15 protein-coding genes are annotated in these 15,431 nt (G+C 63.9%); 9 read left to right on the top strand and 6 right to left on the bottom strand.

Features of this window, described 5'->3' with window-relative positions; translation table 11 throughout:
- Window positions 1-31: 31 nt before the first annotated feature.
- The 6 genes from ACJ8IN_RS23000 to ACJ8IN_RS22975 form a co-directional block, all read right to left on the bottom strand.
- A complete protein-coding gene (locus ACJ8IN_RS23000) occupies window positions 32-181 on the bottom strand; it encodes an AcrZ family multidrug efflux pump-associated protein (RefSeq protein WP_004939813.1) in 150 nt (49 codons plus the stop codon).
- Window positions 182-327: 146 nt separating this feature from the next.
- Window positions 328-1,116 (bottom strand): ABC transporter ATP-binding protein, encoded by a 789-nt coding sequence (locus ACJ8IN_RS22995; RefSeq protein WP_060421213.1) that lies wholly within the window; start codon window positions 1,114-1,116, stop codon window positions 328-330.
- Window positions 1,113-2,138, bottom strand: a complete 1,026-nt coding sequence (locus ACJ8IN_RS22990) for a FecCD family ABC transporter permease (protein ID WP_033647136.1) — start codon at window positions 2,136-2,138, stop codon at window positions 1,113-1,115. The genes ACJ8IN_RS22995 and ACJ8IN_RS22990 overlap by 4 nt, the downstream gene beginning before the upstream one ends.
- A 1-nt stretch (window position 2,139) precedes the next feature.
- The gene (locus ACJ8IN_RS22985; RefSeq protein WP_060421210.1) at window positions 2,140-2,895 is read right to left on the bottom strand and encodes a class I SAM-dependent methyltransferase; all 756 of its coding nucleotides are present in this window, start codon (window positions 2,893-2,895) and stop codon (window positions 2,140-2,142) included.
- A 1-nt stretch (window position 2,896) separates the two neighbouring features.
- Complete coding sequence (locus ACJ8IN_RS22980; RefSeq protein WP_230200430.1) at window positions 2,897-3,886, bottom strand: ABC transporter substrate-binding protein; 990 nt, start codon at window positions 3,884-3,886, stop codon at window positions 2,897-2,899.
- Between the two features lie 4 nt (window positions 3,887-3,890).
- Window positions 3,891-6,053: a TonB-dependent siderophore receptor gene (locus ACJ8IN_RS22975; protein ID WP_060421204.1), complete on the bottom strand. Its 2,163-nt coding sequence runs from the start codon at window positions 6,051-6,053 to the stop codon at window positions 3,891-3,893.
- A 188-nt stretch (window positions 6,054-6,241) separates the two neighbouring features.
- Here ACJ8IN_RS22975 and modE point away from each other — a divergent pair, with 188 nt between their 5' ends.
- From modE to gpmA, 9 genes are all read left to right on the top strand, one after another.
- On the top strand, window positions 6,242-7,033 hold the full coding sequence (gene modE, locus ACJ8IN_RS22970; protein ID WP_060421199.1) for a molybdenum-dependent transcriptional regulator: 792 nt from the start codon (window positions 6,242-6,244) through the stop codon (window positions 7,031-7,033).
- A gap of 90 nt (window positions 7,034-7,123) precedes the next feature.
- Window positions 7,124-8,611, top strand: a complete 1,488-nt coding sequence (gene modF / locus ACJ8IN_RS22965) for a molybdate ABC transporter ATP-binding protein ModF (RefSeq protein WP_060421718.1) — start codon at window positions 7,124-7,126, stop codon at window positions 8,609-8,611.
- A gap of 95 nt (window positions 8,612-8,706) precedes the next feature.
- The gene (locus ACJ8IN_RS22960) at window positions 8,707-9,279 is read left to right on the top strand and encodes a cysteine hydrolase family protein (protein WP_060421196.1); all 573 of its coding nucleotides are present in this window, start codon (window positions 8,707-8,709) and stop codon (window positions 9,277-9,279) included.
- A 166-nt stretch (window positions 9,280-9,445) separates the two neighbouring features.
- The gene (locus tag ACJ8IN_RS22955; protein WP_047568848.1) at window positions 9,446-10,264 is read left to right on the top strand and encodes a CPBP family intramembrane glutamic endopeptidase; all 819 of its coding nucleotides are present in this window, start codon (window positions 9,446-9,448) and stop codon (window positions 10,262-10,264) included.
- Between the two features lie 285 nt (window positions 10,265-10,549).
- Window positions 10,550-11,602: a galactose-1-phosphate uridylyltransferase gene (gene galT / locus ACJ8IN_RS22950; protein ID WP_060421193.1), complete on the top strand. Its 1,053-nt coding sequence runs from the start codon at window positions 10,550-10,552 to the stop codon at window positions 11,600-11,602.
- The gene (gene galK / locus ACJ8IN_RS22945) at window positions 11,599-12,750 is read left to right on the top strand and encodes a galactokinase (RefSeq protein ID WP_047568850.1); all 1,152 of its coding nucleotides are present in this window, start codon (window positions 11,599-11,601) and stop codon (window positions 12,748-12,750) included. Before galT ends, galK begins: the two co-directional genes overlap by 4 nt.
- Window positions 12,744-13,787 carry a galactose-1-epimerase gene (gene galM, locus ACJ8IN_RS22940; RefSeq protein WP_047568853.1) on the top strand — a complete coding sequence of 348 codons (1,044 nt, stop codon included), beginning with the start codon at window positions 12,744-12,746 and terminating at the stop codon, window positions 13,785-13,787. The genes galK and galM overlap by 7 nt, the downstream gene beginning before the upstream one ends.
- A 197-nt stretch (window positions 13,788-13,984) precedes the next feature.
- Window positions 13,985-14,332 carry a PsiF family protein gene (locus ACJ8IN_RS22935; protein ID WP_033637480.1) on the top strand — a complete coding sequence of 116 codons (348 nt, stop codon included), beginning with the start codon at window positions 13,985-13,987 and terminating at the stop codon, window positions 14,330-14,332.
- A 216-nt stretch (window positions 14,333-14,548) separates the two neighbouring features.
- On the top strand, window positions 14,549-15,301 hold the full coding sequence (gene gpmA, locus ACJ8IN_RS22930; protein ID WP_033647147.1) for a 2,3-diphosphoglycerate-dependent phosphoglycerate mutase: 753 nt from the start codon (window positions 14,549-14,551) through the stop codon (window positions 15,299-15,301).
- Window positions 15,302-15,431 lie beyond the last annotated feature (130 nt).

Raw genomic sequence — 15,431 nt, 5'->3', positions numbered from 1 at the left:
CGATGCCGGCGGGTATCGAGATGGGGAACGGTCAGTGCTGGGTGCGGTTTTCTTTCGAACGGCCTACTTTGGAGAAGACGTTGAACACTTCGCCAAAACCGTAGATCAGGCCGAGGATCAGCGCCATGACCACCGGCACCATGACCACGGCAAACAACAGACTTTTCAATAATTCCAACATGATAGCCTCGCTTAACTGCCCATTGAGCGGCAAATGCCTTTAACCGCATATCGGGTTATTCTAACCCAAAAAAATCGCTAAAACCGGAGTTATTTTAGCCAGCGGGGCGAAATTGTGATCGGCCAAACGTGCCCTTTCCACCGGGCTCATGCCGGGGCGGGGTAATAGATCAGCGGCGGCGCATAGCCGGCGGGCGCCGCCAGCCGGGCTTCCACCCCGTACACCGCGCGAATGTGCTCCGGCGTCAGCGCCTGCCGCGGCGTGCCCGCCGCACAGATCCCGCCCTGCTGCAACAGCGCCACCCGATCGCAATAACAGGCCGCTAGATTCAGATCGTGCAGCGTCACCACCACGCTGAGTTTCAGCCGCCGCAGCAAGGCCATAAACTGCTGCTGATGGGCGATATCCAGATGGTTGGCGGGCTCATCCAGCAGCAGCCACGGCGTTTGCTGCGCCAGCGCGCGCGCCAGATGCACCCGCTGTTGTTCACCGCCGGACAGCCGCTGCCAATCGCGATCGGCCAGGTGGCTGATGCCCACTTGCTCCATCGCCTGCCCGGCGAGGCGGCGATCTTCGGGGCCGAAACCGCGCCAGCGGCCGACATGGGCCAGGCGCCCCAACAATACCGCCTCCTTCACCGGCAGCGCGAAGGCGCCGGGGGCGGATTGCTCGAGAAAGGCGATGCGCCTGGCGCGCTCCCGCCCGGAAAACGCGGTAATTTGGCGCCCTGCCAGCCAAACGCGGCCCCCGGCGGCGGGCTGCAACCCGGCCAGCAGCTTGAGCAACGTGGATTTACCGCTGCCGTTGACGCCGAGCACGCCGGTGATCTCACCGGGCAAGGCGCAGAAATCCAGATTTTCCAGCACCATGCGTTCGCCCGCTCGCCAGCTCACCGCCTCGGCGCACAGGCCGGATCGCGCTTTTTCAATCGTCATGCATTGACCTTCCGATACAGCAACAGCAGGAATACCGGCACCCCCAGCAGCGCCGTCAGCACGCCGACCGGCAGCTCGCGCGGGGCAAACAGCGTTCTGGCCAGCGTGTCCGCCGCCACGGCGAACAGCGCACCGCACAGCGCGCTGGCCGGCAACAGCCGCCGATGCCGCGAGCCGACCAGCCGCCGGGCGACGTGCGGCACCGTCAGCCCGATAAATCCCACCGCACCGCTGAACGCGACGATCGCCGCCGTCAGCGCGGTGGTCACCACATACAGCAGCAGCTTCAGCGGAGCCACCGCCACCCCCAGCGAAGCGGCGGTCACGCCGCCGAACGCCAGCGCGTCCAGCTCACCCGCCCGTAGCCAACACAGCAGCAGCGCCGCCGCCAGCGCCAGCCCGCACAGCCCGACCTGCGGCCAGCGCGCGTCGCTGAACGAGCCCAGCAGCCAGAACATCACGCCGCGCGTGGCGTTGGCATCCGCCTGCCAGAGGGTGATCAGCGAAGTCAACGCAGAAAGCAGCTGCGTCACCGCCACCCCGGCCAGGATAAACAGCGTGGACTCCCCCTGCAGCGAACGCCCGGCCAGCAGCATCACCAACGCAAACGCCCCCAGCGCGCCGATAAACGCGCCGCCGGACACCGACAGCAAGCCGCCGCCCAGCCCCAATACCAGCACCGTTACCGCCCCCACGCCGGCGCCGGAGGAGATGCCCAGCACCCAGGGATCGGCCAGCGGGTTACGGGTCAGCGACTGCAACACGGTGCCCGCCAGCGCCAATCCGGCGCCGGCCAGCGCAGCCAACAGCGCGCGCGGCATCCGCAGCGACCAGATGATGCGCTGATACACATCGGCGTCGGTCGCCGCACCGCCGCTGACGCCAAGCACGATGCGCCAGGCGTCGTGCCACGCGATCGGCGCGGGCCCCGACAGGGTGGCGCCCAGCAGGGCCAGCGGCAGCGCCGCCGCCAGCAACAGCAGCCAGCCGGCCTCACGGCCGGGCAGTAACCGCCGGATCATGCTATTTCCAGCCTGCGATCACATAGTCGTCCAACAGCTGCCACACCGTCCCCGCCTCGCTGAAACCGGCTTGTCTAAGCGCCGCGAGCTGGAAATCCACCGGCGTCGGCGGCGGCACCGGGCGGCCGGCGAACAGCGCTTCACGCTCGGCTTGATAAGCGGCCAGCGCCGGCGATTGCAGCGCGCCCGCAAACCAGCGATCCCAATCCTCAACGCCGTTGTCCCAGGCGCGCTGTTGGGTCTGCTCGTCATGCCGCTCCGCCAACGCTTTCAGCCGCGGCTGGCGCTGGTCATAGCGCTGATGATCGGCGTTCAGGAACACGCCGCCGTCGGCCAGCAGCCCGGCGACGTTGCGGTACAGCGCCAGCTGCTGCTCGGGCATCAGCCAGTGCAGCGCCGTGCTGGACACCGCCGCCTGCGGCGCGGGGCCGGACAGCGCGGAAAAACAGGCCGGATCCGCCAGATCGGCCTGCAGAATGCGGATCCGATCGCCGTAGGCCGCCAGCGCGCCGCGCGCCACCGCCAGCAGCAGCGGATCGAGATCGATGGCGGTCACCCTGGCCTGCGGAAAGCGCTGCAAAATGCGCAGGCTCAGTGAGCCCGGGCCACAGGCCAGATCCACCACGTGAAAATTCTGACCGGCGGCCAGCGCGAGCACGTCCAGCTGGGCGTTAAAACGCGCTTCCCGCTCGGCGATGTAGGCCGCCTGCTGGCGATCCCAGGAGTCCAGCAGCGAAGAGAATGAAACGGCAGTCATATCAAGGTTCCTTGTTGGAAAAAGTCGGCGCCTGCGGCGGCAAGGCCGCCAGGCCCCGAATCAAACGGCCCAACGCCGCCACGGTGCGGGCGGAAGGGTCCATGTCGTAACCGGGGAGGATCACGTAGCGCCGCTGACGCACGGCGCGCAGCGTCGCGGTCAGCGGGTGATGCTCCAGAAAGGCGATCTTGTCCGCCGCGCTGTCGCCGAGGCCGCCACGCGGCAGATCGCCAAGCACGATCGCATCCGGATCGCGGGCGGCGATGATTTCCCAGGACACCGTCGGCCACAGCTCGGGCCGATCGCCGAACAGGTTCTCGCTGCCGACGCTGCGGCTCAGCAAACCTGGCGCGCCGCAGCAGCCCGCCACATAGGGCGTTTGCGCGCCGGCATACCACCACAGCAGACGCAAATGCGGCAGCTGAGCACGCTGTGGTTCGAGCGCCCTCAGCTGCCCGCGCAGCCGTTCGACCAGCGCTTCACCGGCGCGGCTGACGTTGAAAATGCGCGCCAGCTCCCGCAGCTCGGTGAAAATGTCTTCAAACGTCAGCGCGGCGGCGATCGCGCTTTGCTGGCCGCTGCAGGCGCCGGGTGAGAGATAAGTGCCGATGCCCCATTCTGCCAGCCGCGCCCGATCGGGCGTTTCCGGGCTGTGCAGCCAGTAATAGCTGGCCGAATAGACAAAATCCGGCCGCATCAGCAGCAACGCTTCCGCCGTGGGCGGCGCCGGGCTGGTGGGCGCCTGCAGCGCATCGGCCGTCGGCGCGGGATCGCGCGCGCGGTCATACCCAACCACGCCGATCGCGCGGCCAGCCAGCCCCAGCGCCAGCAGGTTTTCCAACGCCGGGTTGGCGTAAACCAGCACCCGCTGCGGCGGCTGCGGGTAATCGTGCGTTACCCCGCAATTTTGCAGGCTGACGGCATCGGCGCGCAGCGGCGCGCCGCCGCCCAATCCCAGGGCGCACAACAGCAGAGCAAGCCAGCGTTTCACGCCGTCAGAACCTGACCGACACGAAGGTTTCATAACTGCGCGGCGGCGCGATCAGCGCCTGATCCGGGTAAGTGCGCTGGTAGGCGTACAGCTGGTTGGTGGCGTTGCGAATGCGAAAACCGACATCGACGATCGGCGTCAGCTGATAGTCCGCCGCCAGATCGAGCGTGGTATACGCGCGCATCTTGCGCCGGTTGGCGTCGTCGTTGTAACTGCTGCCGACGTAGCGCAGTGAAGAAGCCAGCCCCAGACGCTCCGTCGCCTGATAATGCACGCTGAGGTTGGCAGTCCAGTCCGGGATATAGGCCGGGCGATTGCCGTTGTAGCTGCGCAGCGGGCTGCCGCCGCGATAGTCGTCGTAGCGGGCGTGGGTGTAGGCGGCGTTGCCGGCCAGCTCCCAGCGTTCGTCGGGACGCAGCACCACGCCAAGCTCGATGCCGCGCGACGTCTGCCTGCCTACCGCGTTCAACGCATCCGGCCGCTGCGCGTCAGGCACAAACAGGTTGTCCTTGCGCAGTTCGTACAGCGCCAGCGTCGCCTCGCCTTTGTTACCCCAGAACTGCCCTTTGGCGCCGGCCTCCCACTGGCGCGCTCGCGTCAGCGGCAGATCGGTCTGCGTTGGGCTGAGGAAGAACAGATCGTTGCCCGGCTCCTGGCCGGTGGTGTAGTTGGCGTAGAGCGTGAGGTTATCGGTCAATGCATAGCTGGGGCCCAGGCTCCAGGTGCTGAAAACGTAGGTATGCGCGCGGCTCTCTTCCTGCGGCCCCTGGAAGCGCCAGTCCATGTTCATATGGTTGTAGCGCAACTGGCCCAGCAGCGCTAAACGCTCGGTCAGGCTGAAGCGATCCTCGAGAAAGGCGGCGTACTGGTTCTGGGTGACGTGGCGCACCGGCGCGCGTTGGCGGTCGGTTCCCTGGGCGAACGGCTCTCGGGGCGGCGCGCCAAGCGGAACGTCTTCCGAGCCGGGGAAGCCGTTGGAGTAATACTGAAAATGCCGCTTGCTCAGATCGAGGCCGACCAGCAACCGGTTATCGAAACCGGCGATGGCGCGATCGAACACCAGTGAACTGCGGTTGCCGATCAGATCGTCGTCGTGCGCCAGGGCGCCGAAGGAGTCGCGGTTGACGTCGCCGGATCGGGCCGCCGCCGCGACGCGAAAGCGTTCGACGTTGCGCCACTCGCGAAAGCCGCTGTAGTAATAGAATTGGTTATGCCACTCCACTTCGGGCGTCATAAACCAGTCCAGACTGGCCTGAAATGCGGTGGCGTTGCTCTGGATGCGGCTGTCGGTCAGGTTGTTGTAATTGATGTCGCGCAGCTCGCCGGCAATGCGCCCGTCCAGCAGCGGCGTGCCGTAGTAAGGGTTGTTGGTGCGGTTGAGCATGCGGTCCAGGCTCAGCGTCAACAGCGCATCGTCCGTCAGTTTAAACAGCAGCGAGCCGGAAACCCGCTTCTGCCGATCGCGTTCGTACTGCACGTTGCTGCCGCTGTCGTTGCCGCTGACGTCCAACCGGTACGCCACCGCATCGTCCACCAGCGTGCCGCCGGCCCCCAGATGCAGACGCTGGCTGCGGTAGCTGCCGAAGCCATAATCGAGCTCAAGCGGCTGGCGGCTGAAGGTCGGCCGCCGCGAGATCAGGTTGACGCTGCCGCCCGCGGCGCTCAGGCCGTTCAAGGCCGATCCCGGCCCGCGCAGTATCTCGATGCTGTCGTAATGCGCCGGATCGCCCAGCTGCAGCGTGCTGCCGGGCATCTCCACGCCGTTATACAGCCAGGCGATCGGCCGGAAACCGCGCGCGGAAAAGTTGTTGGACAGCGTCGGCGAAGCGACGCCGGACAGGCCAGTGGCGTGCTCGACGGCGGCGGCCAGCGAGCGATCGCCCCGCTGTTGGATCGCTCTTGCGCTGATGATATCGACGCTGCGCGGCGTCTCCCGAGCGGTCAGCCCAAGCTGCGAAGCGCTGCGGCTCACGGCGTTCAACGCATCGTAGCGCCCGGCGGGGGCCGCCGCCTCCACGGTGAGCTGTTCTTCGCATCCCGTGGCATTGCGGGCTTTATCGCAGTCGGCGGCGAAAGCCAACGGCGCCGTCAGTGCGCCGCCGACCCAGGCGGCGGCAAGGCATAACGATTTTCTGGGCGTGACAAGACGCCGGCGTGTCGTACTCATGTGAAGCATCCCTGTGGTGAAATAAAAACCGGCCGCAGCCAGCGTATAGCCTTATCGTTTTTCTGTTATGTTATATTATAACAACAAGGCAATGCCAGTCTTTATTGCCCCGCCCTCCAGCGCACTGCGCTTGGCGCTTTGCCGCCAAATCGGCGACAATAAGATTTTTGCCGCCGACAGGATGCGCTATGCAGGCCGAAATTCTTCTGACTCTCAAACTCCAGCAAAAGCTGTTCGCCGATCCGCGCCGCATCGCGCTGCTGAAACAGGTGCAGCACACCGGCTCCATCAGCCAGGGCGCCAAACTGGCGGGCATCAGCTACAAAAGCGCCTGGGACGCCATCAATGAGATGAACCAGTTGGCGGAACAAACGGTGGTGGAACGCGCCACCGGCGGTAAAGGCGGCGGCGGCGCACAGCTGACGCACTATGGCCAGCGGTTGATCCAGCTGTATGACCTGCTGGGCCAGGTGCAGCAAAAAGCTTTCGACGTGTTGCAGCAGGACGATCTGCCGCTCGACAGCCTGCTGGCGGCCATCTCGCGCTTCTCGCTGCAAACCAGCGCGCGCAATCAGTTTTTCGGCATCGTCATCGAACGCGATCATCAGCAGGTGCAGCAGCACCTGGCGATTTTGTTGAATGACGGCATCACTCGCCTGACGGCGGCCGTCACCCAGCAAAGTGCCGACCGGCTGCAGCTGACGCCGGGCAAAGAGGTGCTGGCGCTGATCAAGGCGCCCTGGGTGCGGTTAAGCGTCGATACTGCGGAGCATGCCGGCGCGGATAACGCGCTGGCGGGCGTGGTGGCCGGCATTCAGCCGGGCGCCGAACACAGCGAGGTGCTGGTGACGCTGGCGGGTAGCGAAACCCTGTGCGCCACCCTGACGACGGCGGAGCTGCAGCGCCTGCAGCTGAGCGTCGGCACCGCCGTACACGCCCTGTTCAACGCCGATCGCGTGATTGTCGCCACGTTGTGTTAAGCGCAACGTAACGTTGCGTTTTTGTTGATTGACATCCCCCTGCAATGCGCCTATTCCTAAGGCAAATAATTGCAAAAAAAGGAACAGGTGATGTCGTCGTTGCACATTTCGCAAGGTTCATTCCGCTTAAGCGATACCCGCACCCTGACGCTGGACGCGCTGGAAATCCAGGCCGGCGACAGCTGGGCCTTCGTCGGCGCCAACGGCAGCGGCAAATCCGCCCTGGCGCGCGCGCTGGCCGACGAACTGGTTCTGCTGAGCGGTGAGCGCCGCAGCGACTTTCAGCACGCGGTGCGCATCTCCTTCGAACAGCTGCAAAAAATGGTCAGCGACGAGTGGCAACGCAACAACACCGATCTACTCAGCGCGGACGAGGACGACACCGGCCGCACCGCGGCGGAAATCATTCAGGAAGAGGTGCAAGACGCCGCGCGCTGTGAGCGGCTGGCCGCGCAGTTCGGCATCACCGCCCTGCTGACGCGCCGCTTCAAATACCTCTCCACCGGCGAAACGCGCAAAACCCTGCTGTGCCGGGCGCTGATGCCCGAGCCTGACCTGCTGATCCTCGACGAACCCTTCGACGGGCTGGACGTGCACTCGCGCGCGCAGCTCGCCACGCTGCTGAGCGAGCTTTCCGCCCAGGGCCAGACCGTGGTGCTGGTGCTCAACCGGTTCGACGATATCCCGGATTTTGTCCGGCAGGTGGGCGTACTGGCGGACTGTACCCTGACCAACCGCGGGCCGCGCCGCCAGGTGATGGCGGACGCGCTGGTGGCGCAGCTGGCGCACAGCGAAAACCTCAGCGGGCTGGCGCTGCCGGAGGAGGAGGATCCAACGCAAAAGGTGGCGCTGCCGGCGGATCGGCCGCTGATCGTCCTGCGCGACGGCGTAGTCAGCTATAACGACCGGCCGATCCTCAATCATCTCGACTGGCAGGTTAACCCCGGTGAACATTGGCAGATCGTCGGCCCGAACGGCGCCGGCAAATCCACGCTGCTCAGCTTGATCACCGGCGATCACCCGCAGGGCTACAGTAACGATCTGACGCTGTTCGGCCGCCGCCGCGGCAGCGGGGAAACCATTTGGGAGATCAAGCGCCATATCGGCTACGTCAGCAGCAGCCTGCATCTGGATTATCGCGTCAACACCAGCGTGCGCAACGTGGTGCTGTCGGGGTTCTTCGATTCGATCGGCATTTATCAGGCGGTTTCGGATCGTCAGCGGCAGCTGACCGAGCAATGGCTGGCGCTGCTCGGGCTCGACGGCGCGCGCGGCGACGCCCCGTTCCACAGCCTTTCCTGGGGCCAACAGCGGCTGGCACTGATCGCCCGCGCGCTGGTGAAACACCCGGCGCTGCTGATCCTCGACGAGCCGCTGCAAGGGTTGGATCCGCTCAATCGCCAGCTGGTGCGCCGCTTCATCGACGTGCTGATCGGCCAGGGCGCCACCCAGCTGCTGTTCGTCTCGCACCATGCCGAAGATGCGCCGCAGTGCATCACACACCGCCTCAGCTTCGTGCCCGACGGCGAGGGCGGCTACGGCTACCAACAGCAACGGCTGGAGGCGGCTTCCGCCTGAAGCGCGGCGTAAACATATCCGGCAACACTTCACCGTAGCACATCACATTTGGCCTTTTATCATAGAAAGAAAGAAGGCCATTTTCTGGAGACGCCATGTCCGCTGCGTTGATTATCATCGACCTGATCGAGGATCTGATCGGGCCCAAAGGGCGCGCCAACCACTGCCGCGAACAGGTGACGGCAAGCCACCTGCTCGCCAACATCAATGCCGCCGCGGCCTACGCCCGGGTGCGAAAAATCCCGGTGATTTGGGTGCGGACGGGATTTGCCGACGATTATCATGACATCCCGCTCCACTCGCCGCTGTTCAACCATTTGAAACAGATAGGCGCGCTGCGGCTAAACGGCCCGGGCTGCCGCTGGGCGCCCGATCTGCATCAGGAGGAGACCGATCTGCAGTTTGATAAAACGGCGGTGAGCGCCTTCTCCGGTAACAATTTGTTAGCCTGGCTGCGGCAACATCGGTGCCATCATCTGCTGCTGGCGGGCGTCAGCACGTCGCTCGCCATCGAGAGCACCGCGCGTCAGGCGCACGACGCCGGCTTCCAGGTGACCGTGCTGCACGATCTGTGCGCAGCCCCCACGCAGGAGCTCCACCAGCAGAGCCTGGACACCCTGCAAAACCTGGCGGAAATCGCCCGTTCGCAGGCCTGGATGCAAGGCTGACCTCAATACCGCCGATCGTGTGGGCCGGCACCCTGCACGGATGCGTCACTGCCCCGACCTTTAGCGTCATCTTGGTGTGCTACTATCCGCTCTAGCGCTCAATTTCGCCATCATCGCACGCCGCATAGGCGCTGAGCGCCGTGTACATATTTTAAAGGGACATATCATGTGGGGCGTACTGGCTGCTTCGTTATTTTTCTTACCGTTTAACCGGCTGATAGCCTGGGTTATCCTGGCCGCCTCGGCGGGAATGGGGCTTTATCATGGGGTGTTGACGCCGCTCAGCCTGGGTTGCCTGTTGGCCATCGTGGCGCTGGCGGGGCTGCGTCACCATTTTCGCGAGCGGCGTAGTCTGGCGATCGCGTTCGAAGGGTTGGTGGTCGCCGGCTGCATCGCGCTGTTCTTGCACCTGGTGCCGGGCATCCACAATCAGCTGATGATCGACGGTGAAAAAGCCGGCCCGCTCAGCGCGCCGTTCACCATGTATTACAACTTCGACAAGGCGATGGTGCCCTTCCTGCTGTTCGCCTGCTTGCCCACGCTGTTTTCCGCTGAACGCGGCGGCAACGTCGGCAAAGCGGGCTGGATTGCGCTGCTGCTGGCCGTGCCGGCGCTGTTGCTGCTGGCCGTGGCGCTGGGTGGCTTAAAAATCGAGCTGCATGCGCCCGCCTGGATCCTGCCTTTCGTGATGGCGAACCTGTTCTTCGTCTGTATGGCCGAAGAAGCGCTGTTTCGCGGCTACCTGCAGCAGCGCCTCAGCCAGTGGCTGGGCGCCTGGCCGGCGCTGATCGTCGCTTCTCTGGTGTTCGGCGCCGCGCATTTGGCCGGCGGCATGCTGATGGTGATCTTCGCGACGCTGGCCGGGGTGATCTACGGCCTGGCGTGGATGTGGAGCGGCCGCCTGTGGGTGCCGATTCTGTTCCATTTCGGGCTTAATCTGACCCATCTGCTGTTCTTTACCTACCCGCTGTATCAGCATCCTTAACGGCTGACGCCGGCAGAGAGCCCTTCTCTGCCGGCAGGTCGGGTGAAAACGCTATCACCGGTAGCGCACCGCAATGCCCTCAATCACGTTGCCACCGGCTTTTCTCCGCCCATCAGGCGCTTTTCATTACAGTGTAAGCGATTCCATTTTTCGCGTTAGATCACCTTTTTAGCGCCGCGGGCGTGCTATCTTTTTGCGCAATGACCTCTCCCTGTTCAGCAAAGGGCGTATTAAGACGGTAATTGGAAGCGATTACACCCTCGTCGACGCCAAGAAAGGAACCGTATGACAGAATTTAACCCTATCGATCATCCGCACCGCCGCTACAACCCGCTGAGCGGCCAATGGGTGCTGGTCTCACCGCACCGCGCCAAGCGCCCCTGGCAGGGCCAGCAGGAGACCGTCCCGACGGAAACGCTGCCGGCGCACGATCCCGACTGTTTCCTGTGCCCGGGAAACGCGCGCATCACCGGCGATCGCAATCCGGATTATCGCGGCACCTACGTCTTCACCAATGATTTCGCCGCGCTGCTGAGCGATACGCCGCCGGCGCCCGACAGCCAGGATCCGCTGATGCGCAGCCAGAGCGCGCGCGGCGTCAGCCGGGTGATCTGCTTCTCTCCCGATCACAGCAAGACCCTGCCCGAACTGACGCTGCCGGCGCTGGAGCAGGTGATCGCCGCCTGGCAGGCGCAAACCGATGAGCTGGGCAAGCACTATCCCTGGGTACAGCTGTTCGAAAACAAAGGCGCGGCGATGGGCTGCTCCAACCCGCACCCGCACGGGCAGGTCTGGGCCAACAGTTTTTTGCCGAACGAGGCCGAACGCGAAGATCGCCTGCAGCACGCGTATTTTCGGGAACACGCCTCCCCGCTGCTGCTGGACTATGCGCAGCGCGAGCTGGCCGCCGGCGAACGCATCGTGGTAAACACCGAACACTGGCTGGCGGTGGTGCCCTACTGGGCCGCCTGGCCGTTTGAAACGCTGCTGCTGCCGAAAGCGGCGGTGCAGCGCATTACCGATCTCAGCGCGGCGCAAAGCCAGGATCTGGCGCTGGCGCTGAAGAAGCTGACCAGCCGCTACGACAACCTGTTCCAGTGCTCCTTCCCCTATTCGATGGGATGGCACGGCGCGCCGTTCAACGGTGCCGACAACCGACACTGGCAGCTGCACGCCCATTTCTATCCGCCGCTGCTGCGTTCAGCCAGCGTGCGCAAATTTATGGTCGGTTACGAGATGCTGGCGGAAGCCCAGCGCGATCTGACCGCCGAACAGGCCGCAGAGCGTCTGCGCGCCGTCAGCGATATTCATTACCGTGAAGCCGGAGCCCAAGCATGAGCCTGAAACCGCTTACCCATTCTCTGTTTACCGAACACTTTGGCTACGCGCCGGCGTTGACCATCCAGGCGCCGGGGCGGGTGAACCTGATCGGCGAACATACCGATTACAACGACGGCTTCGTGCTGCCCTGCGCTATCGATTACCAAACCGTCATCGCCTGCGCCAAGCGCGACGACCGCCAGATCCGCGTGCTGGCCGCCGATTATCAGCATCAGCAGGATCAATTCTCGCTCGACGATCCGATCGTCAGCCACCCCGATCAGCGCTGGTCGGACTATGTGCGCGGCGTGGTGAAGCACCTTCAGCGCCGCAACGCCGACTTCGGCGGCGCGGATCTGGTGATCGCCGGCAATGTGCCGCAGGGCGCGGGGCTCAGCTCCTCCGCCGCGCTGGAAGTGGCGGTGGGCCAGGCGCTGCAGGCGCTCTATCAGCTGCCGCTGGACGGCGTAGCGCTGGCGCTGAACGGCCAGGAAGCGGAGAACCAGTTCGTCGGCTGCAACTGCGGCATCATGGACCAGTTGATCTCCGCGCTCGGCCGGCGCGACAGCGCGCTGCTGATCGACTGCCGATCGCTGGAGACCCGTGCGGTGCCGATGCCGGACAACGTCGCGGTGGTGATCGTCAACTCCAATGTGCAACGCGGGCTGGTGGATAGCGAATACAACACCCGCCGCAAACAGTGCGAGGAAGCGGCGCGGTTCTTCGGCGTCAAGGCGCTGCGCGACGTCAGCCCCGAACAGTTTGAGACGCGTCAACACCAGCTCGATCCGTTAGTGGCCAAACGCGCGCGCCATGTGATCAGCGAGAACGCCCGCACGCTGGCGGCGGCCGACGCGCTGGCGGCCGGCGATCTGCAACGCATGGGCCGGCTGATGGCGGAGTCCCACGCCTCGATGCGCGACGACTTTGAAATCACCGTGCCGCCGATCGATAAGCTGGTCGAAATCGTCAAAGCGGCGATCGGCCCGCGCGGCGGCGTGCGCATGACCGGCGGCGGCTTTGGCGGCTGTGTCGTCGCGCTGATGCCGCAGGATCTCGTGGAGACGGTGCGTGCCGCCGTGGCGCACGAGTATCCGCGGCAAACCGGCGGATTGCAGGAAACGTTCTATGTCTGCCAGGCTTCGCAAGGCGCCGGCCTATGCTGACCGCAACCTCGGCAGTCGCCCCCGATGGGCAACCTTATCAGCTGACGCAGCTGCAAAACGCCGGCGGCATGACGGTGACGCTGATGGATTTCGGCGCCACCTGGCTGTCCGCCGTCTTGCCGCTCAAATCCGGCGAAAGGCGCGAGTTGCTGCTTGGCTGCCGTAGCCCGGCGGACTACCCGCTTCAAGACGCCTATCTGGGCGCCACCGTCGGCCGTTACGCCAACCGCATCGCCAACGCCAGTCTGCTCATCGACGGGAAACCCCATGCGCTGGCCGCCAATCAGGGCGCCCACCAGCTGCACGGCGGCCCCGACGGTTTTCATGCCCGCCGCTGGCGCCGGGTACAGCATAATGCGCAACAGGTCTGCTATGCGCTGCACTCGGCGGAGGGCGATCAGGGCTTTCCCGGCAATCTCGACGTGCAGGTTTGTTACCGCCTGACTCATGACAATCGTCTGGAAATCAGCTATCTGGCGCAGGTCGATCGCCCCTGCCCGGTCAACCTGACCAACCACGCCTATTTCAACCTGGACGGCGCCAGCACCGACGCCCGCGCCCAGCGGCTGCAGCTGTTCGCCGATCGCTATCTGCCCGTCGACGCCGAGGGCATTCCCTGCGCCGACCTGACGCCGGTGGCCGGCAGCGGCATGGATTTTCGCCAGCCGAAAACGCTGCTGCAGGATTTCCTGCGCGACAGCGACCAGCAGCGGGTAAAAGGCTACGATCACGCATTCCTGCTGCATCGTACCTGTGGAGCGCTGGAGAGCCCGGCGGCCCATTTGTGGTCCGCCGACGGGCAAGTGCAAATGAGCGTGTTCACCGACGCGCCGGCGCTGCAACTCTACAGCGGCAATTACCTGGCCGGCACGCCGGCGCGCGATGGCGGCAGCTACGCCGACCATGCCGGCGTGGCGCTGGAGAGCGAGTTTTTGCCGGACAGCCCGCACCATCCCGAGTGGCCGCAGCCGGACTGCTGGCTGCAGCCGGGGAGCCGCTATCGCAGCGCCACGCATTATCAGTTTTATCCTATCTGACCCGCCACGCCCCTCGCCGTGCGGCCGGGGGCAATTTGTTATAAATGCTTACCTTTTAGCGCTATCCCCCCACCGGCGCCCGCCTTCCCTTATTCCAAAGCGCGCACTACACTCAGGCTACCGTGATAAGCACAACGCCTTGTGCAACGTCACCTTTTTCGGCCGATGGCGGCCAATCAATAGCTGAAGGAACACCTATGCGTCTGATTACTGCACTTCCATTGCTGGCGGGCTTAATGCTGAGCACCAATCTGATGGCGGCCGACGCGACGACGGCGACGAAAACGCCTTCGCCGGCGCAGGCGGCTCAACAGAAACGCATGACCGACTGCAACCAGCAGGCATCCACCAAATCGCTGAAAGGCGCCGATCGTTCCACCTTCATGAGCACCTGTCTGAAATCCGAAGGCTCCGCCGCGACGGGCAAAACCCTGACGCCGCAGCAGCAGAAAATGAAGAACTGCAACGCCGACGCCAAGACCAAGGATCTGAAGGGCGACGCGCGTAAAACCTTCATGAGCAACTGCCTGAAAAAATCGGCCTGATTTTCCCCACGCCACGGCGCGCCCGAAGCGATTTTGGCGCGCCGTTTCCCCCCTCGCAGCGCCAGCCTGAACGATTCAGCTTTTTCCTTTCGCCAGCCCTTACTTTGCGGCAAGAAATTGGCTATGGTTAGACACTATCGATTGCCGAGCCCCGGCCCGCGGCAATATAATGATTTTCGTTATCATTGAAATGTCAGATTATTAAGGAGTTAAGCTATGGCTGTAACTAAGCTGGTTCTGGTGCGTCACGGCGAAAGCCAGTGGAACCAAGAAAACCGCTTCACCGGTTGGTACGATGTTGATCTGTCCGACAAGGGCCGCACCGAAGCGAAAGCAGCAGGCAAGCTGTTGAAAGAGGAAGGTTTCACTTTCGACTTCGCTTACACCTCCGTACTGAAGCGCGCGATCCACACCCTGTGGAACATCCTCGACGAGCTGGATCAGGCCTGGTTGCCGACCGAAAAATCCTGGAAGCTGAACGAACGTCACTACGGCGCGCTGCAGGGTCTGAACAAAGCGGAAACCGCTGAAAAATACGGCGACGAGCAGGTGAAACAATGGCGTCGCGGCTTCGCGGTGACCCCACCTGAGCTGACCAAAGAAGACGAACGTTACCCTGGCCACGATCCGCGCTACGCTTCGCTGACCGAGCAAGAGCTGCCGCTGACCGAAAGCCTGGCGCTGACCATCGATCGCGTTATTCCTTACTGGGACGAAGAGATCCTGCCACGCATCAAGAGCGGCGAGCGCGTGATCGTTGCGGCGCACGGCAACTCGCTGCGCGCGCTGGTGAAATACCTGGATAACCTGAGCGAAGACGAAATCCTCGAGCTGAACATCCCAACCGGCGTGCCGTTGGTGTATGAGTTCGACGAGAATTTCAAGCCAATCAAACGTTACTACCTGGGTAACGCCGACGAGATCGCTGCAAAAGCGGCCGCCGTGGCAAACCAGGGTAAAGCGAAGTAATTTCGCCCGTTAGTAAAAGACCACCTCCTGAGGAGGTGGCTTTACACGACGCCCCCTAAAAGGGGGCCATTTTCGAGTTAATCCTGCAACAGCTCCATCTGCTGTTCGATCTCTTGGTCCTTCTTATCCT

Source organism: Serratia sp. CY31944, from assembly GCF_052169175.1.
Classification (GTDB): domain Bacteria; phylum Pseudomonadota; class Gammaproteobacteria; order Enterobacterales; family Enterobacteriaceae; genus Serratia; species Serratia sarumanii.
The sequence above is the reverse complement of the archived record's forward strand: the minus strand, read 5'-3'. Positions and strand labels throughout refer to the sequence as shown.